This is a genomic window from Streptomyces marokkonensis (assembly GCF_039539045.1).
Lineage (GTDB): Bacteria > Actinomycetota > Actinomycetes > Streptomycetales > Streptomycetaceae > Streptomyces > Streptomyces marokkonensis.
Map to the genome: position 1 here is coordinate 1 of NZ_BAABCQ010000094.1, position 21836 is coordinate 21836.

Genomic DNA, 21836 nt, shown 5'->3' on the forward strand with positions numbered 1-21836 from the left:
CGTGCAGGGTCCGCGGCAGCACACCCTCCCGCATCGCCATGACCATCTTGATGACACCGGCGACGCCGGCCGCCGCCTGCGTGTGACCGAGGTTCGACTTGACCGAGCCGAGCAGCAGCGCACGGTCGCCCGACCGTTCCTGGCCGTAGGTGGCCAGGAGCGCCTGCGCCTCGATGGGGTCACCCAGCGTCGTACCCGTACCGTGCGCCTCGACCGCGTCGACGTCCGCTGCCGTCAGGCCCGCGCTCGCCAACGCGGCTCGAATGACTCGCTGTTGGGAGGGGCCGTTTGGGGCCGTCAGACCGTTGGACGCGCCGTCCTGGTTGACGGCGGAGCCGCGCACGATCCCCAGCACCTCATGGCCCAGGCGCCGCGCGTCGGACAGGCGCTCCACCAGGAGTACGCCCACGCCCTCGGACCAGCCCGTGCCGTCCGCGTGAGCCGCGAACGACTTGCAGCGGCCGTCGGAGGCGAGGCCGCGCTGGCGGCTGAAGTCCACGAACGTGCCAGGAGTCGCCATCACCGTCACACCACCGGCCAGCGCCATCGTGCACTCGCCCTTGCGCAGCGACTGCACCGCCAGGTGCAGGGCGACCAGGGACGACGAGCAGGCCGTGTCGATGGTGACGGCGGGGCCTTCGAGCCCGAAGGCGTAGGCCACGCGGCCGGAGACGACGCTGCCCGAGTTACCGACGCCGATGAACGCCTCGACCCCGTCGGGTACGGAGCCGAGCCGGGCCGCGTAGTCGTGGTACATCAGGCCCGCGAAGACTCCCGTACGGCTGCCGCGCAGCGACGTCGGATCGATGCCCGCGCGTTCGAACGCCTCCCAGGAGGTCTCCAGGAGGAGCCGCTGCTGCGGGTCCATCGCCAGGGCCTCGCGCGGGGAGATCCCGAAGAAGCCGGCGTCGAAGTCGCCAGCCCCGTGGAGGAAGCCGCCTTCCTCGGTGGCCGACTTGCCGTCCTGGCCCGCGTCCGCCTCATAGAGACCGCCGAGTCTCCAGCCGCGGTCGTCCGGGAAGCCGGAGACGCCGTCGGTGCCGGTGGAGACGAGTTGCCAGAGGTCCTCGGGGCTGGTCACGCCGCCCGGGTAGCGGCAGCTCATCCCCACGATGGCGATGGGCTGCTGTTGCTCGGCCTCCAGGTCGCGGAGGCGCTGTCGTGTGCGGCGCAGATCCGCGGTCGTCCTCTTCAGGTAATCACGGAGCTTCTCTTCTTTGTCCACTCAACCCAACCCGTCGCGGCGGTCAGCAGGTGAATATCGGCCCACCATCAAACGGTCCGTCAACGAGCCTCAATTCGTCATCGATGGGCACCAATGAGCGTCATTGAGCTCGGTCCCGTGGAGTGGCGCGACTGGCGTGTTCCGGCCGGAATACCTGAGTGGCTTCTTCGGTGATTTCGCAACACCGCGCACTCCGAAATGATCCTCCCTACTCGGGGAATCTACGGGTGGCTCGTCGAACCGGACAACCCCTAGGCGGTTGTCGCAGCCCCCTAGCCGGGAACCCCGTACCCGGAGCGCGTACCCCGGGCCAGGAGGAGTGCGCCGCGCAGGGAGGAGAGCCCGCCGAGTGCGGCGGCGCGGACGGGGGCGAGCCGGTGGCCGGGCCTGCTCAGCGCCGTCGCGGCAGCTGCCACCCGGTCGGTGAATCCGGGCAGTCCGTCGGCGAATCCGCCGCCGATCAGGGCCAGGGAGGGTTGCGTGAGTTCGTTGAGGTTGACGACGGCGACGGCCAGGGCGGCGCAGCTTTCCTGTACTGCGGCGACGGCCCAGGGCTCGTCGTCGCGCAGGCCTTGCGCGAGGTCGGCGAAGGTCGTGGCGGTGCCGCGCAGCTGTGCCCCCCTGCGCAGGGTGGCCGGGCCGGATGCGATGGCCTGTACGCAGCCGCGACGGCCGCAGTAGCAGCGCGGTCCTGCGCTGTCGACGATCATGTGGCCGACTTCGCAGGAGCCGCGGTCCGGGCCGGGGCAGGGGCGGCCGTCGACGACCATGCCGCCGCCGATGCCGGTGCCGACGCCGAGGTAGACGAGGTTTTGACAGGCCGCCGCTTCGGCCTCGGCCAGCGCGGCGAGGTCTCCGTCGTCGGCCCAGGCGACCTCGCTCCCGGGGAACAGCGGGTGGAGCGCGCCGCGCAGGTCGAGTCCCGTCCAGGAGGGGCGGTTCGGCCAGGTGGTCACCCGGCCGGCGCCGTCGACGGTGGCGGGCATGGCGATGCCGACGGAGGTGACCGGCCCGGGCGTGCCGGCGAGGAGCTCGTGGACCTGCGCGGCGAGGGCGGCCAGGTCGTCGTGGGCGGTGCTTTCGGGGCTCGGCCATGGGAACACGACTTCCCGGGATCGCGTGCCGTTCTCGGCGCGCAGGGCGACCTTGGTGCCGCCGATGTCGATTCCCAGATACGTCATCGTGTTCTCCATGACCGGGTTCCCTCGTCCGCTACTCGCCGGAGGTGTTTCCGGTGGCGGACACGGCGAGAATGTCGAGGGAAAGGGTGAGGTGACGTGCGGTCATACCTTTGGCGACGGTGATACCGAATGCGTACCTGTCGATTCGGGTGGTGGCGCGAAAGCGGATACCGTCGATCCCGTATTCCGGCTGTTCGACGGTGAGTTCGACGGGCTGAGCGGTGGCCTTGACGGTCAGTTCTCCGCGCAGGACGTATCCGGTGCCCGTGTCCTGGACGGCGTGCGAGGCGAAGGTGATGTGGGGGTGCGTCGCGGTGTCCAGGTACTTGGATGAGCGCACGACCTTGTCGCGGGTTCCGCTGTCGGTCGTGAAGCTGTCGGCGGCGATGACGGCCGTGGCCGAAGACTGCGTGGGCTCGACGGCTATGTTCACCTGGCCCGAGGCGAGGGCGAACGTTCCGTGAACGGCGCCGAGGCCGAAGAAGTGGCGTGTGGTGAAGGCGATCTTGCTGCGTCCGGCGTCGATGGCGTAGGTGCCGGGTGCGGGGGCGGCGGGCTGGTCGCCCGTGGTGTACGGCATGGGAATCCTTGGGTGAGGTGGTCGGTTCCGCAGGGACGAGAGGCCGTTCGGGTACGGTGGGTCAGCGGCGTCCGAGAGGGGCGCGCTCGGTCGCGGCCCCGTCGATGCGCAGGTCCACGGGGAGGTCTTTTCGGCGCTTGACGTTGAGCTTCCGGTAGACGCGTGTCAGGTGCTGCTCCACCGTACTCGCGGTGATGTGCAGTTTCCCGGCGATCTCGCGGTTCGTGCAGCCCATTACGGCCAGTGCGGCGACCCGCCGTTCGGATCCGGTGAGAGAGGTGATGCCGTCGGCCTCCACGGGTGCGGTCTCGAATCCGCCGACGTCGCCGGAGGCCGACGTGAGTTCCTTGCTCAGCGGGCCCGCGTTGCACAGCTTCGTCACGTGCCAGGCCCTGCGGAAGACCATGCGGGCCCGCCGGTGTTCGTCGAGTGCGTGATAGCTGCGGCAGAGGTCGACGAGCACCCTGGCCTGTTCGTAGCCGTCGCCGCAGTTCTCCAGGAGGTCCAGTGCTTCGGTGAGCAGTTCGGGCTGTCTGCTGACGGGGCCGAGCGCGGCGAGGAGGCGCAGTGCCGAGCCGCGGGCGCGTGGGTCGTCGGCGCCGGCTCTGGTCAGCTCGTCGTAGACGAGGCGCTTGGCCTGGTCCGGATTGCCGAGGCGCAGCCAGGCCTCGGCGGCTCCGGTGCGCCAGGGGATGAGGGCCGACGCGTCCAGGCCCCAGGAGCGCATGAGTTCGCCGCAGGACAGGAAGTCGGCGAGGGCGGCGTGCGGGTGCTTGGTGGCGAGGTGGTAGTGGCCGCGGGCGTGCAGGTAGTGCAGTCCGTAACGGCTGTGGAACATGGCGTCGGTCGCGGAGTGCGTGAGGCACTGGGCCGCTTCCTCGTAGTCGCCTGTTCTGGTGGCGGCGAGGACGAGGCTGCCCAGCGGCAGGCCGATGGCGACGCCCCAGGCCTTGGGCGCGAGGTGGGCCAGTGCCTGGCGCGCGTGGTCGGCGCCGGCCGTCAGGTCGCCCTGCCTGATGGCCGCTTCGGCGCGCATGGCGGCCAGTGTCGCGGTGCGCACCGGGGTCTGCCGGGGGGTGGCGGGGTCGTTCAGGCGGTCGCACCAGTCCGCGGCACTGCCGGGGCGTCCGGCGCAGATCAATACGGACAGGGCCAGTTGGACGGCCTCTTCGGTCCAGGGGCTGCAGCGGCCGACGCCGGTCTCCGACAGGATCTGTTCGGCGCGGTCGGCGGCCTGCTGGTCGGGGCCGCGGGTGATCAGGTCGCCGAGGTCGGCGGCCGAGCGCCACCACGGGTCGCTGAGGGGGGTGAGCTGGTGACCGGTGTGGCCGCCGCGAGTGACAGGGTGGCGGCTTCTGCGGGCGAGCGGGGGGTGGGTGGCGGCCAGCCACCTTTCGATGTCATGTGGTTCGTCGCGGGATTCGGGCCGTCGGTCGCCGGCGGTGCCCCTGAGGTGTCCGAGGACGGTCTCGGCCTCGTCGGTTCTGCCGTGCCAGAGTAGGTGCCTCAGGAGGACGAGGCGGTCGCCGTGGCCGAGCCGGCCGCCGCGTACGGCGGCGACGAGCGGGGTGAGGTGGCGGGCCGCGGCGGAGGGGCTGAGTTCCCATTCGGCCTGGGCGAGGCGTGCCCTGATGGCCAGCCTGTCCTGTTCGTCGGAGCTGGAGCGGTGGGCGAGTTTGAGGCACTCGGTGGCCATCTGTGGGTCCTCGCCGAGCATCGCCTGCTCGGCCGCTTCCAGGAGCACCCGCACCGCCCAGGGGCCGTGGGTGTGCCTGGCTTCCACGAGGTGCCGGGCGACGGTCATCGTGGGTGCGCCCCGGTCGTGCATCATCTGGGCGGCGCGGCGGTGCAGGGTGAGGCGGTCCTGGGGGGAGATGTCATCGACGACCGCGGCGCGGGCCACCGGGTGGCGGAAGGCACGTTTGTCGATGAGTCCGGCGGCGTCCAGGTCGTGCAGAGCCCGGCTGACAGTCTCCGTGTCGAGCCCGGCCAGCTGGCTCACTTCGTCGTCGGCGACCTCTTCGCCGAGCACGGCGAGGGCGCGGACCGCCTGGAGCACGGCGGGCCTGTCGCGGTACAGGCAGCTCAGTAGGGTGAGTCCGTATCCCTTGACGCGGGGGGCGCCGGCGATGTGGCGGTCCTCGATGAGGGCGTGCAGGAGCAGGGGGTTGCCACCGCTGGCGCGGAAGAAGGCGTCGGTGTCCCAGGGTGTCGCGTCGCCGATGTCGGTGAGGGGTGCGTCAGTGGCGGGCGTCCCGGCCCCGCCGTGCAGCACCGAGGCGACGCCGTCGCGGGTGAGGGGCGCGAGGCGCAGCTGGTGGAAGTGCGGCTGCCGGCGCAGCTCGGCGCGGAACGACGAGTGCTGCGTCTCGAACTCCGCCTCGTCGGTGAGGACCACCAGGACGCGGGCCGAGCCGAGCCGGCGTGCGATGTAGAGGAGGCAGTTCAGGGAGGGGACGTCGGCGTGCTGGACGTCGTCGACGGCGATCAGCAGGGGCGTCTCGGCGGCGAGGTCGAGGACGGCCACGCCGAGGCCGTGGACGATGCGTACGAGCGGCGCTTCGACGGCGTCGTGATCCGGCCGGGCAGGGGCGTCCGCGCACGCCTCGTCCCTGAGTAATCGGTCCACTCGGGTGGCGAGTTCGCCCGGCAGGGCGTCGCTGCGCAGGAGTTGGCTGAGCACTCCGAAGGGCAGGGACTGCTCGGCGCGCGAGCAGGTGGCGCGGAGTACGCGTACGTCCTCGGGGGCTCGGTCCGCGCACGCTCTCAGGAGTTCGGTCTTGCCCGTCGTCGCCGGGCCGTTCAGGAGGACGATCTGTCCCCGCCGTCCGCGGCACTCGTCCACCAGGCGGTCCAGGTACCGCACCTGTTCGTCCCGCTCGACCAAACGCATCCGTTCACCCCTGCCACCGCTGTGTGCACCGCCGGTTGTAGCTGTCCGTCACTCCGCCGGCTTGTGCGCGACGGCCATGACGTAGTCGATGCCGGCGAGTTCCTTCTTCAGCAGGTCCTGATCGCTCCAGTTGCGGGCCATGCCCTTGTAGCTGGTGGAGCTGACCTTGCCCTTGTACGAGGGGCTGGCGAGCCTGTCGACCATGAACTGGCGGTACTGCTCCCACACCCGGTCGCGGATGGAGTCGACGCGTGTCTGCTCGAAGCCGGCGTCGCCGAGCTGCTTGGCGTAGGTGTCGGCGGTGTACCAGTTGGCCTCGTCGTAGCTGATGAGGATCCAGCTCAGGGCGCGCGACTTGAGTTCCTTGCGCACCACGTCGTCACCGGTGGGCAGGACGTCGGCTACGGCGAGGACGCCGCCGGGCCGCAGCACGCGGAACGCCTCCTTGAAGAAGTCGCTGCGCGGGTAGAAGTGGAAGGCGGATTCGAGGGCCACCACGCGGTCGAAGGTGTTGTCGGGGAAGGGGATGTCGGTGGCGGAGCCCTGCTGGAAGTCGAGCCGGTCCGCGACTCCCTCCGTCGTCGCCCTGCGGCGGGCGTGCTCGATCTGGTGGGGGGTGATGTTCAGGCCGTGGATCTTCTTGGGCTGTCGTTCGCGCAGCCAGGAGAAGTCCTGGTCGCCGTAGCCGAATCCGAGGTCGAGAACGGTGTCGCCGCTCTGTATCCCGGCGGCGTCGGCCAGCTTGGTGGCCATTTCCTCGGCTGCTTCGTCGAGGCTGGTGACGCCGTCGTTCCAGTAGCCGAAGTTGCAGTACGTCGTGGTGCGCTCGACGAACTCGAAGCTCGGCGGCATGAACTGGTAGAGGCGGCGGGTCCGTTCGACGGGGTCGCCGGTCGTGATCATCCGGACCAGCTTGCCGAACTGCTTCACTGCTTCGATCATCTGCGGAGCTGCCTTTCCCGTGGTGTTGGCATGAGGGGTGTTCAGGACTGCGTGTGCGCGAGTCGGCCACGCAGATCTTCGATGAGCGCGGCCAGGTCGTCGCGGTCGCGGGCGGTGCCGAAGAGGTAGAAGTCGGGGCGCACGAGCATGCCGGTGGCGGTGCCCGCGGCCGCTTCGGCGAGGTAGGGGAGGTAGACGTCGTCGATGTCGACGACGTCGTGCTCCCCGGCCTTCTCCGGGTCCGTGCCCGCGGGCAGCACCCGCGTCAGATGGGTGTCCAAGGCATCGAGGAACGCCAGGTCCGCGCGGTCGAGGAAGAGCCGCGGGTCCTCGGTGCAGAGGAGGGTGAATCCGGTGCCCACGACGTCGTCGAACAGGCCGGTCCTGCCGCCCTGTGCCACCCGTGCCTGCGGGACGAGGTTGCCCGCGCCGGGCTGGGGGGCGTGGCCGGCTCCGGTGCGCAGCAGTCCGCCGGTGAGCGACTGGGCGAGGGCGGGACCGCCCGGCGCCGCCTGGTCGCGGCCGCCGCGGGCACGGGCGCGGGCGGCCAGCAGGAAGGCGTCGCGTCCCGCGGCCGCGGCCCGGTCGGTCTGGCAGATCACCTCGCCCAGGGCGATGGACGTCTCGATGGCCGACCGTACGTGGGAGCTGCGTTCGACGGTGTAGGTGTCGAGGAGCTGTTCGTCGGCGAGGCCGCCGAGTACGAGGTGGAGCTTCCAGGCGAGGTTGACGGCGTCGCGGAAGCCCGAGCACATGCCCTGCCCGACGAAGGGCGGCATGACGTGTGCGGCGTCGCCCGCGATGAGGAGCCGGCCCGAGCGCCACTGGTCGGCGCAGCGGGCCTGTGTGGTGTAGACGGCGTGCCGTTCGAGGGTGGCGTTGTCGGGGGCGAGGCCGAAGAGTCCGAGGAGTTTCCAGACGTTGCCGATGTCGCCGAGTTCCTCGACGGTCTCGCCGGGGACGCGCATGAACTCCCAGCGCCGGTGTCCCGGGCCTGCCGAGACGGCCGTGCGCGGCCGGGCCGGGTCGCAGATCTGCAGGTTGTTGGGCTTGTACTCGCGCTTGTCGTGTGTTACGACGTCGCAGATCAGCCAGTCGTGGGCGAAGGAGTAGTCGGTCACGGCGGGGGCGATGCGGTCGCTGACGAAGCTGTTGGCGCCGTCACAGCCGATCACCCAGCGGGCGGAGTACGTGTGCCGGCTGCCGTCGGTGTCCTGGGCGACGACGTCGACCCGGTCCTCGTGCTCGGTCAGTTCCACGGCGGCCTGGCCGCGGTGCACGGTGACGCCGCGGAGTTCCGCGCCGCGTGCGGCGAGCTCCGCCTCCAGGCCCGGTTGGTACATGGATGTCGACTCGGGCCAGCCCGAGGGACTCTGTCCGGGCACGTCCATGTGGATGAGGGTCTGGCCGCGGGCGTTCTCCCACACGTACTCGCCGGTGGGTTCGCGAATGCCGTCCAGGCGGTCGGCCACGCCCGCGGCGGCGAGGATGCGGGCCGCCTCGCCGTCGTACGCGACGGCCCGGGGCATGCTGTACGGCTCCGGCCAGCGTTCGACGACCGTGACGGTGTGGCCGTGCCGGGCCAGCAGGATCGTCGCCAGCTGACCGACGGGACCGTAACCGACGATCAACACATCGGAGTTCACCACGTCTGTTCTCCCTGAGCGTTCACGCGAAAGGCCCGTAACCATGTTCAGGCCCCGAGTTCGTTGTCGATGAGCCCGAAGATCTCGTCATCGGTGGCCGAGTCGAAGTCGAAGTCATCGTCCTCGGTGCCGAGTTCGTTCGCCTCGCCGACCAGGGACCACCACTTGGCGGTCAGTGTCTCCAGTCGGGCCACGACGTGCGCGTGCAGTTCGTCGTCGGCACCCGCCGTGGTGAACGCCTTCTCCAGCCGGTCGAGTTCGGTGAGGACCGCGGGTCTGGCCGCGGGGACCGTGCCGGCCATGCCGCCCAAGTGGTCGGCGAGGACCTTGGGGGTGGGGTAGTCGAAGATCAGCGTGGCGGGCAGCCGCACACCGGTGGCAGCGGTGAGGCGGTTGCGCAGGTCCACGGCCGTCAGCGAGTCGAAGCCGATGGCACTGAACGCCTGGTCGGCCTCGATCGACGCGGCGGTGTCGTGGCCGAGTGCGATGGCCGCCTCGGTACGCACCAGGTCGAGGAGCGCCTCGGCCCGTTCGGCCTCGGGCAGGGCGGTCAGGCGCTGGGTGAGCGAGGGTCCTTCGGCGGCCGCGGTGGCGCGTGCGGTTCTGCGCGGGACGCGAACCAGACCGCGCAGCAGCGGCGGCAGGTCCGCCGCATCCGTGTCCCCGAGCGCGGCGAGGTTCAGTCGGGCGGGCATCAACTGGGCGTGGCTCGACCGCAGGGCGGCGTCGAGGAGTCGCAGGCCCTCTTCGCTGCTCAGGGCGTCCATGCCGGCGCGTCCGCCGCGTCGTAGTTCACCAGTGCCGAGCTGCCGTGTCATGCCGCTCGCCTGCGCCCACAGTCCCCAGGCGAGGGAGGTGGCGGGCAGGCCGTGCGCCTGCCGGTGCTGGGCCAGGGCGTCCAGGAAGGCGTTGGCCGCGGCGTAGTTGGCCTGGCCCGGGGTGCCGAGCAGGCCGGACGCCGAGGAGAACAGGACGAAGGCGGCCAGGTCGGTGTCCCTGGTCAGTTCGTGCAGGTGCCAGGCTGCGTCGGCCTTGGCGCGCAGCACGGGCTCGAAGCGCTCGGGGCCGAGGGAGGTGACCACGCCGTCGTCGAGGACGCCGGCGGCGTGCACGACGGCGGTCAGCGGGTGGGCGGCGGGGATCGCGGCGAGGACGGCGGCCAGGGCGTCGCGGTCGCCCGCGTCGCAGGCGGCGAGGGTGACCCGGGCGCCCTGCTCGGCCAGTTCGGCGCGCAGGGCGCGGGTGGCTTCGGAGGCGTCGCCGGTCCTGCTGACGAGCAGCAGGTTGCGTACACCGTGTTCGGCGGCCAGGTGCCGGGCGACGAGACCACCCAGGGTGCCGGTGCCTCCGGTGATCAGTACGGTGCCCTCGGTGTCGAGGGTGCGGTCGTGTTCGGGGGCGGTGGCGGGCAGTGGGGCGAGGCGGGGCACGAGGGCGCGGCCCGCGCGGATCGCGATCTGCGGTTCCCCGGAGGCGACGGCGGCCAGGGCGGCCTGCCGCGAGGCGTCATGTCCGTCGAGGTCTGCCAGGGCGATGCGGCCGGGGTGCTCGGACTGCGCGACGCGCACCAGGCCCCACACGGCGGCCATCGCGGGATCGGGGCCGTCGCTGGTTCCGGTCCCTTCGGGCAGGCAGCCGCCGCGGGTGAGGACCAGCAGGCCGGGCCCGTCATGCCTTTCGCCCTCTTCGTTCAGGTGGTCCTGGACGGCCCGCAGGACGCGGTCGCACAGTTCCCGGGTCCGCTCGGGGCCCTCGGTGGCCGTGGTTTCGGTGAGGTCGACGAGGAGCGGGCCCGGGGGCTGCGCGGTGCGGGCGGGCAGGGGCAGCGGGGTCCAGTCGAGGTGGTGGAGGAGGTCGTGCTGGGTCCGGTGGCCGCGCAGCTGGTCGGCGGTGACGGGTCGGAACACCAGCGAGGCGAGCGAGAGGACCGGTGCCCCCGCCGGGTCGGTGGCCTCCAGGGAGAAGGCGTCGGGTCCCGCCGGGGCGAGCGCGACGCGCAGCGCGGTGGCTCCGGAGGCGTGCAGGGTGAGGCCGTTCCAGGCGAACGGGAGGAGCAGCCGGTCCTTGCCGATGCCGGACAGGGCACCGAAGCTCGCCGCGTGCAGGGCGGCGTCGAGGAGTCCGGGGTGCAGGCCGAACTTCTGGGCGTCGGCGGCCCGTTCGTCCGGGAGGGCGACTTCGGCGTAGACCTCGTCCCCGTGGGTCCAGACGCTGTGCAGTCCGCGGAAGAGTGGTCCGTACGCGTAGCCGGCCTCGCGCATGGCCGGGTAGAAGCCGTCGGTGTCGGCACGCTCCGCGGCCGACGGGGGCCAGGTCCCGGTGGCAGCCGACGGTGCTTCGGCCGGGGTGCGGGCGAGCAGGCCGTCGGCGTGCCGGGTCCAGGGCGCGTCGGGGGCCGCGGCGGCCGAGCGGGAGTGGACGGTCACGGGCCTGCGGCCCGTCCCGTCGGGGGCGGCGACGGCTATCTGCAGCTGGACGGCGCCCTGTTCGGGCAGGACGAGCGGGGCGGCGATGATCAGTTCGTCGAGGTGGGGCCAGCCGGTTTCGTCGCCGGCTCGTACGACGGCGTCGACGAGTGCGGTGCCGGGCACCAGGACGGCGCCGCCCACGGTGTGGTCGGCGAGCCAGGCGTGGCTGGACAGGGAGAGCCTGCCGGTGCAGAGCACTCCGTCGCTGTCCGGCAGGGTGACGAGGCCGCGCAGCAGCGGGTGTGCCGCGTCGGTGAGTCCGGCGGCGCCGGCGGCGCCCGCCGCCGTTCCGGACTCCAGCCAGTAGCGGCGACGTTGGAAGGCGTAGGTGGGCAGGTCGACGCGGCGGGCGGCGCTGCCGGTGAACAGCGGAGCCCAGTCCACGGGAACGCCGCGGACGTGCAGCCGTGCGAGCGCGGAGACGACGGCCCGCGGTTCGCTCTGGTCGCGCCGCAGCGTGGGCACGGCGGCGACGGCTTCGCCCGCTTCGGCGAGGCAGTCCTGGACCATCGCGGTGAGCACTCCGCCGGGGCCCAGTTCGAGGAACGTGCTGACTCCGTGGTCGTGGAGGGTGCGTACGGCGTCGTGGAAGCGGACGGACTGGCGGATCTGGTCGGTCCAGTAGTCGGGCGAGCACAGTGTCTCGGCGTCCGCGAATGTTCCGGTGCTGGTCGAGACGAAGGCGACGGTGGGTGGCCGGAAGGTGAGCCGTGCCACGACGGCGCGGAAGTCGTCGAGCATCGGCTCCATGAGCGGCGAGTGGAAGGCGTGGCTGACGTGTAGCCGCTTGGTGAGGTGGCCGCGTGCCGCGAGTTCCTCGGCGAGCCGCAGGACTTCGGTCTCGTCGCCGGAGAGCACCACGGACGAGGGGCCGTTGACCGCGGCCACGCTCACCCGGCTCTCGAGGCCGGCGAGCAGTGGCAGGACGTCGTCCTCGGTTGCGTCCACCGCGACCATGGAGCCGCCGTGCGGGAGTGCCTGCATGAGCCTGCCGCGTGCGGCGACCAGGGCGCAGGCGTCGGTCAGCGAGAGCACTCCGCCGACGTGCGCGGCGGCGAGTTCGCCCACCGAGTGCCCGGCGACGGCGTCGGGCCGTACTCCCCAGGACTCCATAAGCCGGTACAGCGCCACTTCCACGGCGAACAGTGCGGCCTGGGTCATCGCGGTCTGTTCCAGGAGCGCCGGGTCGTCGCCGAAGACCACGTCGCGCAGGGAGCGGGGCAGCCGCGGGTCCAGCTCGGCGCACACCTCGTCGAAGGCCTCGGCGAACACCGGCTGGGTGGCGTCCAGTTCGCGGCCCATGCCAATGCGCTGGGCGCCCTGTCCGGTGAAGAGCACCGCGCAGCGTCCGGTGACCGGGGCGCCCTGGGTGAGGGCAGCGGCCTGTTCGCCGCGGGCCAGGGCCCGCAGTCCGGCGAGGAGCCCGTCGCTGTCGTCGGCGACGACGACGGCCCGGTGTTCCAGGGCGGAGCGGGAGGTGAGGGAGTACGCGATGTCGACGGCGTCGGGCGCCGGGGGCCCTTCGGCAAAGTCCACGAGGCGTGCGGCCTGGGCGCGCAGCGCCTGCGGGGTGCGGCCGGAGATCAGCCACGGCACGGCGGGCAGCTTCCGCGATCGTGTCGGGTCATCGGCGTGCGGCTGGGCCGCGGCGGATGGGGGGCCGTCCTCGGTGGGGGCCTGTTCGATGATGACGTGGGCGTTGGTGCCACTGATGCCGAACGACGACACTCCGGCCCGTCGTGCTCTGTCGTCGACGGACCAGTCGCGGGGCTCGGTGAGCAGTTCGACGGCGCCGGTGGTCCAGTCGATGTGCGGGGAGGGCTCGTCGATGTGCAGGGTGCGGGGCAGGACGCCGTGCCGCATCGCCATCACCATCTTGATCACGCCTGCCACGCCGGCGGCGGCCTGGGTGTGCCCGATGTTGGACTTCAGCGAGCCGAGCCAGAGCGGGTGGTCCGCCGGTCTGTCCCGGCCGTAGGTGGCGAGGAGGGCGTGCGCCTCGATGGGGTCGCCCAGGGTGGTGCCGGTGCCGTGTGCCTCCACGGCGTCCACGTCGGCCGCGGTCAGTCCGGCGTCGGCGAGGGCCTGCCGGATGACGCGCTGCTGCGATGTGCCGTTGGGGGCGGTGAGTCCGTTGCTCGCGCCGTCCTGGTTGATGGCCGTGCCGCGTACGACGGCCAGGACCGGGTGGCCGTTGCGGCGGGCGTCGGACAGCCGCTCGACGAGCAGCAGGCCCGCTCCCTCGGCCCAGCCGGTGCCGTCGGCCGAGGCGGCGAAGGCACGGCACCTGCCGTCGGTGGACAGCCCCTGCTGCCGGGAGAACTCGACGAAGCCGTCCGGTGCCGCCATCACCGTCACGCCGCCGGCCATGGCCAGGTCGCACTCGCCCGAGCGCAGGGCCTGGCAGGCCATGTGCAGGGAGACGAGGGACGAGGAGCAGGCCGTGTCCACGGTGACGGCGGGGCCTTCGAGGCCGAAGGTGTACGCGACACGTCCGGAGAGCACGCTCGCCGCGTTGCCGGTGACGAAGTACCCTTCGACGCCGCGCCGGTCGGGGCTCTGTCCGGCGCCGTAGTCCTGATGCATGGCGCCGACGAACACTCCCGTTCTGCTGCCGTGCAGGGACTGCGGGTCGATGCCGGCCCGTTCCAGGACCTCCCACGCGGTCTCCAGGAGCAGCCGCTGCTGGGGGTCCATCGCGAGCGCCTCGCGCGGCGAGATCCCGAAGAAGGCGGCGTCGAAGTCGCCCGCGTCGTAGAGGAAACTTCCGTGCCGGACGTACGACTTGCCGGTCTTGGCCGGGTCGGGGTCGTAGAGGTCGTCCACGTTCCAGCCGCGGTCGGTGGGGAACGCGGCCACCGCGTCGCCGCCGGCGTCGACGAGTTTCCACAGGTCTTCCGGGGAGGCGACGCCGCCCGGCAGTCTGGCGCTCATGCCGACGATGACGATCGGGTCGTCGTCGGGGCCCGCGGCGGCCGGGCCCGGCACGGGCGGCTGCTCAGGACCGGTCCCGAGCAGCATTCCGCGCAGCCGGTCCGCGAGGGCAGTGGGGGTCGGGTGGTCGAAGACCAGCGTCGACGGCAGCGTCAGTCCGGCCGCCTCGGCCAGGCGGTTGCGCAGTTCGACGGCGGTCATGGAGTCGAAGCCCTGGTCGCGGAAGGCGCGGGCGGCGTCGACGGCGTCGGCGCCGGTGTGGCCGAGCACGGCGGCGGCTTCGGTGCGGACCAGGTCGAGCACGGCCCGGTCGCGCTCAGGCCCGGACAGCGCGGCGAGCCGGGCCGCCATGCCGGCGGCGGGCCGCTGTTCGTCCCCGTCGGGCGTCGCAGGCGCGGCCTGTGCGGCGCGTAGGTCGGGCAGATCCTGGAGGAGGGGGCTCGGGCGGCTCACGGTGAACGCGGCATGGAACCGCACCCAGTCCATGTCCGTCACGGCCACGCACGTGTCGTCGTGCTCGACGGCGCGCACCAGTGCGGCGAGGGCGCTGTGCGGGGGCATGCCGAGCAGGCCGAGCCGCCGCAGTCGTTCGGCGGTTCCCGCCTCGGCGCCGAGTCCGATACCGCCTCCCCACGAGCCCCAGGCCACGGCCGTGGCGGTCCGGCCTGCGGCGCGGCGCCGTTCGGCGAGGGCGTCGAGGTAGGCGTTGGCCGCGGCGTAGGCGCCCTGACGGCCTGCTCCCCATACGCCGGCACCGGACGACATGAGGACGAACGCGTCGAGGGGGGTGTCGCCGAGGAGTTCGTCGAGCAGTGCCGCGCCCGCGGTCTTGCCGGCCAGGACCCGGGTGAACTCCTGGGCGTCGGTGGCGTCCAGGGCGCTGTCCTGGCCCACCCCCGCAGCGTGCACCACCGCGGTGAGGGGGTGCACGCCGGGGGCGTTCGTCAGGAGGTCCTCGAGGGTGTCGCGGTCGGTGGCCTCGCAGGCGGCGACCGTCACGCGTGTTCCCCGGGCGCGGAGTTCGGCTCCCAGTTCCTCGGCGCCCGGTGCGTGCGGGCCGCGTCTGCTGGTCAGGATCAGGTGTTCGGCCCCGGCCTCGGCGAGCCGGCGCGCCGCTTCGGCGCCGATGCCGCCGGTGCCGCCGGTGATCAGCACGGTGCCGTGCGGCTCCCATCGGCGGGCGGGGGAGGCGTCGCCGAGGGGTGCGGGTGTCAGGCGCCGTGCGAAGACGCCGGTCGGCCGTACGGCCAGCTGGTCCTCGCCGTCTCGCCGGGCGAGCGCTCCGGCCAGTCTGCTCAGGGCCCGCTCGTCGAGGGTCTGCGGCAGGTCCACGAGGCCGCCCCAGGTGTGCGGCCGCTCCAGGGCGGCGACCCTGCCGAGGCCCCACACCATGGCCTGTGCCGGGCTGATCGCCGGGCCTCCGGGGCCGGTGGTGACGGCGCCGCGGGTGAGCGCCCACAGGGGGGCGGCGCTGTCCGTGTCGGCGAGGGCGCGCACCAGCTCGGCCGTGCCCGCCAGGCCCGCGGTGTGGCCGGGGGCCTCGGGCATGGCTCGTTCGTCGAAGGCGAGGAGGGACAGTACGCCGTCGAAGTCGCCCTTTCCGGTGACGTGTTCCCGAATGACGTCGGCGAGTCGGCCGGTTTCGGCGTGGCGCGGGTCCACGTCGATCCGCTCGAGATCCGCGCCCAGGGCCGTCAGGCCGTCGAGCAGTGTGTCGGTGTCCGGCCCGCCGGTGGCGGCGTCGACGGTGCCCTCACCGATGGCGGGGACGACGGCGAGCCAACGGCCCGTGAGGGTTCCCGCGGTGTCGCCGGCCAGCCGCCGCCAGGTCACGCGGTAGCGCCACGCGTCGGCGGCGGACCGCTCCCGGTGCCGTCTGCGCCAGTCGGAGAGCACCGGCAGCGCGGCGGCGACCGCGCTCAGGTCAGCGCCCGTGTCCTGGCCGTCGGTCCGCAGGGCCGTGGCGAGGGCCCGCGGGTCGGCGCTGTCGACGGCTTCCCAGAACGCCGCTTCGGCGGGATCCGCTGTCGCCGTGGCGACGGACTCGGGGGCCGCTTCGAGCCAGTAGCGGCGGTGCTGGAACGCGTAGGTGGGCAGTTCCACTCGGCGGTGCGCCCCGGTGCCGTGCGAGGACTGCGACCAGGGCAGCGGGAGGCCGCGAACCCACGTGGCGGCGAGCGAGGTGAGGAAGCGCCGCAGGCCGCCTTCGCCGCGGCGCAGTGTGCCGCAGGCCAGCGCGTCGGCGCCCGCGTGCTCGACGGTCTCCTGGACCGCGGGGGTCAGCACCGGGTGCGAGCTGACTTCCAGGAAGAACCCGAAACCCTGCGCCAGCAGCGCGCGGGTGGCTTCCTCGAAGCGGACGGTCTGGCGGAGGTTGCGGTACCAGTACCGCCCGTCGAGTTCGCGGGTGTCCAGCCAGCGGTTGTCGACGGTGGAGTAGAACGGGATGTCCGAGGAGCGCGGGACGATCGGCCGCAAGACCCGGACGAGTTCGTCCTCGATCTGCTCGACGTGCGCCGAGTGCGAGGCGTAGTCCACGGGGATGCGGCGCGCCCGCACCCCGTCCTCGGCGAGTTCGGCGGCGAGGGCGTCCAGCGCGTCGAGGGAGCCGGCGAGGACGACCGAGGAGGGGCTGTTGACCGCGGCCGTGGCGATCTGTTCCCCGTACGCGGTGGCGGCAAGGCGCCGCGCGGCCTCGTCGGGGGAGAGCGCGACCGGCATCATGCCGCCGTGGCCCGCCAGGTGCTGGGCGATGGCCCTGCTGCGCAGCGCCACCACTCGGGCCGCGTCCGGCAGGGACAGCGCCCCCGCCACGCAGGCGGCGGCGATCTCGCCCTGGGAGTGGCCGACCACCGCGTCCGGTTCGACGCCGTGGGAGCGCCACATCCGGGCGAGGGAGACCATGACGGCGAAGGACGCGGGCTGGACGACGTCGCAGCGGTCGAGGGTGGGCGCTCCGGGAGCCTGCCGGACGACGTCGAGGAGCGACCAGTCGACGTGTGGTGCGAGCGCCTCGGCGCACTCCACCATGGCCTGGGCGAAGACCGGTGAGGAGTCGAGGAGTTCGGCGCCCATGCCGGCCCACTGCGAGCCCTGGCCCGGCAGGACGAACACCACCTTGCCTTCGAGGTCCGCGCTGCCGGTGAGCACGCTCGGCGCGGCGGTGCCGTGGGCCAGGGCGGTGAGGCCGTGCCGGGCCTCTTCCCGGTCGGCGGCCACGACGACGGCCCGCTGCTCCAGGGCTGCGCGGGTGGTCGCCAAAGCCTGAGCCACGTCGGTGAGTTCCTGCTCGGGCCGGGCGGCCAGATGCGCGTCGAGGCGGGCCGCCTGGGCCTGCAGCGCCTGGTGCCCGCGCGCGGACACCGGCAGCGGCAGCGGGCCTTCGCCGCCCGCCCGCTCACCGTCACTGTCCGGGGCGGGCGCGGGGACGTGCTCGAGGATGACGTGGGCGTTGGTGCCGCTCACTCCGAAGGAGGAGACCGCGGCCCTGCGGGGCCGTCCCGCCTCCGGCCAGGCGCGTGCCTCGGTGAGCAGTTCGACCGCGCCCGCCGTCCAGTCGACGTACGAGGAGGGCTCGTCGACGTGCAGGGTCTGCGGCAGCACACCGTGCCGCATCGCCATGACCATCTTGACGACGCCGGCCACGCCCGCGGCGGCTTGTGTGTGCCCGATGTTGGACTTCAGCGAGCCGAGCCAGAGCGGGCGGTCCGCGGGCCGGCCCTGGCCGTAGGTGGCGAGGAGCGCCTGGGCCTCGATGGGGTCGCCCAGGGTGGTGCCCGTGCCGTGCGCCTCGACGGCGTCGACCTGGTCGGAGGTGAGTCGGGACTGTGCCAACGCCTGTCGGATCACGCGCTGTTGGGCGGGTCCGCTGGGTGCGGTCAGGCCGTTGCTCGCGCCGTCCTGGTTGATCGCTGAGCCGCGCAGCAGTGCGAGGACCTGGTGGCCGTTGCGCCGTGCGTCCGACAGCCGTTCCAGGAGGAGTACGCCGACGCCCTCGGACCAGGAAGTGCCGTCCGCGGCCTCGGCGAACGCCTTGCACCTGCTGTCCGGGGCGAGCGCGCGCTGCCGGGAGAACTCGACGAACGAGCCGGGCTCGGCCATGACGGCCGCGCCGCCGGCCAGTGCCATGGTGCACTCGCCCGCGCGCAGCGCCTGCGCCGCCAGGTGCAGGGCCACCAAGGAGGAGGAGCACGCGGTGTCGACGGTGACCGCGGGGCCCTCGAGGCCCAGGGTGTAGGCGACGCGGCCGGAGACGACGCTGCCAGCGGTGCCTATCCCGAGGTAGCCCTCGGTACCCTGCGGGGCGTGTGCGGCGCTGGTTCCGTAGTCGTGGTGCATCAGACCGGAGAAGACGCCGACCTGCTGGCCGCGTAGTGACGTCGGGTCGATGCCGGCCCGTTCGAAGACTTCCCAGGAGGTCTCCAGGAGCAGCCGCTGCTGCGGGTCCATGGCGAGCGCCTCGCGCGGCGAGATCCCGAAGAAGGAGGCGTCGAAGTCGCCGGCGTCGTGGAGGAATCCGCCCTCGCGGACGTACGTCGTGCCCGGCCGGTCGGGGTCGGGGTCGTAGAGGGAGGCGATGTCCCAGCCGCGGTCGGCGGGGAACTCGGTGACGGCGTCGATGCCCTGCTCCACGAGTTGCCACAGCTGTTCGGGAGAGGTGACGCCGCCCGGCAGCCGGCAGCCCATGGCCACGATGGCGACGGGGTCGTCGTCGGCGGTCGCCGTGAGCACGGGGACGGGAGCCGGTACGGCGGTGTCGTCCAGGAGGACGTCGCGCAGGTGGCGGGCGAGCGCGGCCGGGGTGGGGTGGTCGAAGGCCACGGTGGCCGCGAGGCGCAGGCCGGTCGCCTCGGCCAGCCTGCCGCGCAGCTGGACGGCGCCCACGGACGTGCAGCCGTGCTCCTTGAACGCCCGGTCGGCGCCGATGGTCCGGCCGCCGGGCAGTTCGAGGACCTGCCCGGCGTGGGTGCGTACGAGGTCGAGGAGCACGCGGTCGCGTTCGGCGTCCGGCAGGGCGGCGAGCGCCTGGCGCAGGGCGGCGCCGTCGGCGCTGCTGCGGGGGGCCGAGCGCTCGACCACCTCGATGATGTCGCGGAGCAGCGCGGGTATCTCGTCGGCGCGCAGGGCCTCGGGGACCGTGCGCAGCGCCATCAGGACGGCGTGGTCGGCGCTCCTTGCCGCGTCGAGCATGGCCCGGCACTCGTGCGCGGAGAGCCTGCCGATGCCCGCGCGGGGCGCCGGGGCGCCGTCGGCGCCGAGTCCGTCGCCGGGGCCCCACGCCAGGGAGAGCGCGGGTTGCCCGGCCGCGCGGCGGTGCTGGGCCAGGGCGTCGAGGAAGGCGGCCGCCGCGCCGTGTTCGGCCTGCCCGGACGCGCCGAGCAGGCCGGCCGCCGAGGAGAAGAGCACGAAGGCGGCGGGGTGATCGTCGGCGGTCAGTTCGTGCAGGTTGAGGGCGCCCGCCGCGGCGGCGGGCAGGAAGCCGGTGGTCTGCGGGTCCTGGCGGCCCCAGGTGTGGAACACCGCGGTGAGGGGCCGTTTGCCGCGTGCCAGTACGTCCGCGAGCGCGGCGCGGTCGGTGAGGTCGCAGGCCTCCAGAGTGACCCGGGCGCCGGCGCGGGTCAGCTGGGCCTTGAGGTCGGCTGCGGCGTTGTCCGCCTCCCCTCCCTCGCTGACCAGCAGCACATGGCGTACGCCGTGGCCGATGACCAGGTGGCGGCCGGCCTCAGCGGCTGCCGCGCCGTCGGCCTCGCTGATCAGCACGGTGCCCCGGGGGTCGAGGGCGGGTTCACGCTCGCCGGCCGCGAGGGTCGCCGCGCGGGCGAACCGGGGCAGCAGGACGACTCCGGAGCGCACCGCGAACTGCGGCTCGTCGTGGGAGAGCGCGAGCGGCAGTGCGACGGCGGTCCCGTCGTCGCCGTCCAGGTCGGCCAGGACGAGGCGGCCGGGGTGTTCCGTCTGGAGGCACCGCGCGTGGCCCCACAGGGCGCTCTGCCACAGGTCGGTGATGTCCTCGTCGGGCGCGGCGGCGACCGCTCGGCGGGTCGTCAGGAGCAGGGTGCCGTCGGCGAACCGCTCGTCGCGGAGCCAGTCCTCCAGGTCGCGGGCGTGCTGCCGCACTCCGTCGTGCCCGGCGTCCCGTGCCGCGGCGAGCACGGTGACGTCCGGGGCGGGCGCGCCTGCCGTCACCGCGGTGCGCAGGGCCGCCGGGTCGGGGTACGCGGTCACTTCCAGGCCGCGGGTGCGGAGTTCGGCGGTGAGGTGCTCGGTGTCCCGGCCGACCAGCGCCCAGCTTCCCGCGGGCACGGCCGGCGGGGGGACTGAGGGCAGGGGGATCCAGTCGAGGCGGAACAGCGACTCGTAGTGGCTGGTCCCGGACGCGCGCAGTCTGGCGGGCTGTTCGAGCAGGACATGACGGGTGATCTTGCCGGACGCGGTGCGGGGCACCTCGGCGATCTCGTAGAGCTCCTCGGGCACCTTGAAGTACGAGAGGTGTTCCCGGCAGGCGGCGAACAGGGCCTGCGGGTCGAGTCCTTCGGGGCCGGGGACGATGCAGGCCACCGGTACTTCGCCGAGCGTCTCGTGCGGTTTGCCGACGACGGCGACGTCGGCCACGCCCGGCACCCGCCGCAGCACCGACTCGACCTCGCCGGGGTGGATGTTCTCGCCGCCCCGAATGATCAGTTCCTTGATGCGACCGGTCACCGTGAAGTACCCGGCGGCGTCGCGGCGGGCCAAGTCGCCGGTGCGGTACCAGCGGTCCTGGATCGCCTGGGCGGTGGCCTCGGGCTGGTTGTGGTACCCGGCCATCACGCTGGGGCCGCTCACCCAGACCTCGCCCTCGGTCCCGCTGCCCACGTCCAGGCCCGTCTCCGGGTCAACCAGGCGCACGCCGAGGCCGGGTACGGGCAGGCCGCAGGAGCCCTCGACGCGGGCGCCGCTGGGCCAGTTGATCGTGATGGAGCCGCAGGTCTCCGTGCTGCCGTACGCGTCGAGCAGCGGGGCGCCGAACGTCTCTTCGAAGGAACGGCGCAGCTCCGCCGTGGTGATCGCGCCGCCGACCAGGCACATTCGCAACTCGGGTGCGGTGAAGCCCTGTTGGCGGGCGGCCCGGACCAAGTAGTGATACATGGTGGGCACGCCGGCCAGGAAGGTGGCGGAGTCCTCCCGGAGCGCGTCGAGGATCTCCTGGGCCTCGAACCCGTCGGTGATCCTCGCGCTCGCGCCGACCGCGGTGACGCCCAGCACGCAGGCGATGTGGGACAGGCTGTGGAAGAGGGGCAGCGGCCACAGCACGCGGTCGTCGGCGGACAGCCCGGGGACGGGGGCGTAGCAGGCGGCCACGGACCACAGGCAGTTGCGCTGTGTGGACAGCACGCCCTTGGGCCGGCCGGTGGTGCCCGAGGTGTAGAGCATCCAGGCCAGGTCGTCGAGTCCGAGGTCGTCCCGCGGCCCGGTGGCGGGTTCGGTGGTGGCCAGCGCCTCGAAGGCGAGAGTTCCCGCTGGCGCGTCGGCGGGTACGCCGCGGCTGCCGATGACCACGGCGCGCAGGTCGCGGCGGTCTTCCAGGACGCGGGTGAGCTGCGGGAGGTGGGCGGCGTCGGTGATGACGACGCGGGCGCCGCTGTCGTCGAGGAGGTGGGCCAGTTCGGCATCGGTGGCACGGGGGTTGAACGGCGAGCCGATCGCGCTGGCCCGGGTGATGGCGAGGTAACTCTCCACCATCTCCACGCAGTTGCCGAGGTAGATGGCCGCACGGTCCCCGGGCTGCAGCCGCAGTCCGGCGAGGTGGCCCGCCAGGCGTCCGGTGCGCTGTTCCAGCTCGCCGTAGGTCACGCTCCTGCGGGCGTCCCGGAAGGCGACCTTGCCCCCGAACCGATCGGCGTGTGCCCGCAGGAGTTCGGGCAGCGGCCGGATCAGTTCAGTACGCAGCATGTCACCACATCCGTCGGTTGAGCGGGGTACCTCGC

7 protein-coding genes are annotated in these 21836 nt (G+C 73.0%); all 7 read right to left on the reverse strand.

Going from position 1 to position 21836, the window contains the following annotated elements:
- On the reverse strand, nt 1-1225 hold a 1225-nt coding region (locus ABEA26_RS22240), incomplete at its 3' end, for a beta-ketoacyl synthase N-terminal-like domain-containing protein (protein WP_345594778.1).
- Between the two features lie 272 nt (nt 1226-1497).
- Nucleotides 1498-2418 carry an ROK family protein gene (locus ABEA26_RS22245; protein WP_345594780.1) on the reverse strand — a complete coding sequence of 307 codons (921 nt, stop codon included), beginning with the start codon at nt 2416-2418 and terminating at the stop codon, nt 1498-1500.
- Nucleotides 2419-2437: 19 nt separating this feature from the next.
- Complete coding sequence (locus tag ABEA26_RS22250) at nt 2438-2986, reverse strand: YceI family protein (RefSeq protein WP_345594781.1); 549 nt, start codon at nt 2984-2986, stop codon at nt 2438-2440.
- Nucleotides 2987-3047: 61 nt separating this feature from the next.
- Complete coding sequence (locus tag ABEA26_RS22255) at nt 3048-5879, reverse strand: helix-turn-helix transcriptional regulator (RefSeq protein WP_345594783.1); 2832 nt, start codon at nt 5877-5879, stop codon at nt 3048-3050.
- 48 nt (nt 5880-5927) lie between these two features.
- Nucleotides 5928-6821 (reverse strand): SAM-dependent methyltransferase, encoded by an 894-nt coding sequence (locus tag ABEA26_RS22260; protein ID WP_345594785.1) that lies wholly within the window; start codon nt 6819-6821, stop codon nt 5928-5930.
- 41 nt (nt 6822-6862) lie between these two features.
- Entirely contained in the window at nt 6863-8470 is a 1608-nt protein-coding gene (gene mhpA, locus ABEA26_RS22265) for a bifunctional 3-(3-hydroxy-phenyl)propionate/3-hydroxycinnamic acid hydroxylase MhpA (protein WP_345594787.1), read from the reverse strand.
- 44 nt (nt 8471-8514) lie between these two features.
- Nucleotides 8515-21801 carry a type I polyketide synthase gene (locus ABEA26_RS22270; RefSeq protein WP_345594788.1) on the reverse strand — a complete coding sequence of 4429 codons (13287 nt, stop codon included), beginning with the start codon at nt 21799-21801 and terminating at the stop codon, nt 8515-8517.
- Nucleotides 21802-21836 lie beyond the last annotated feature (35 nt).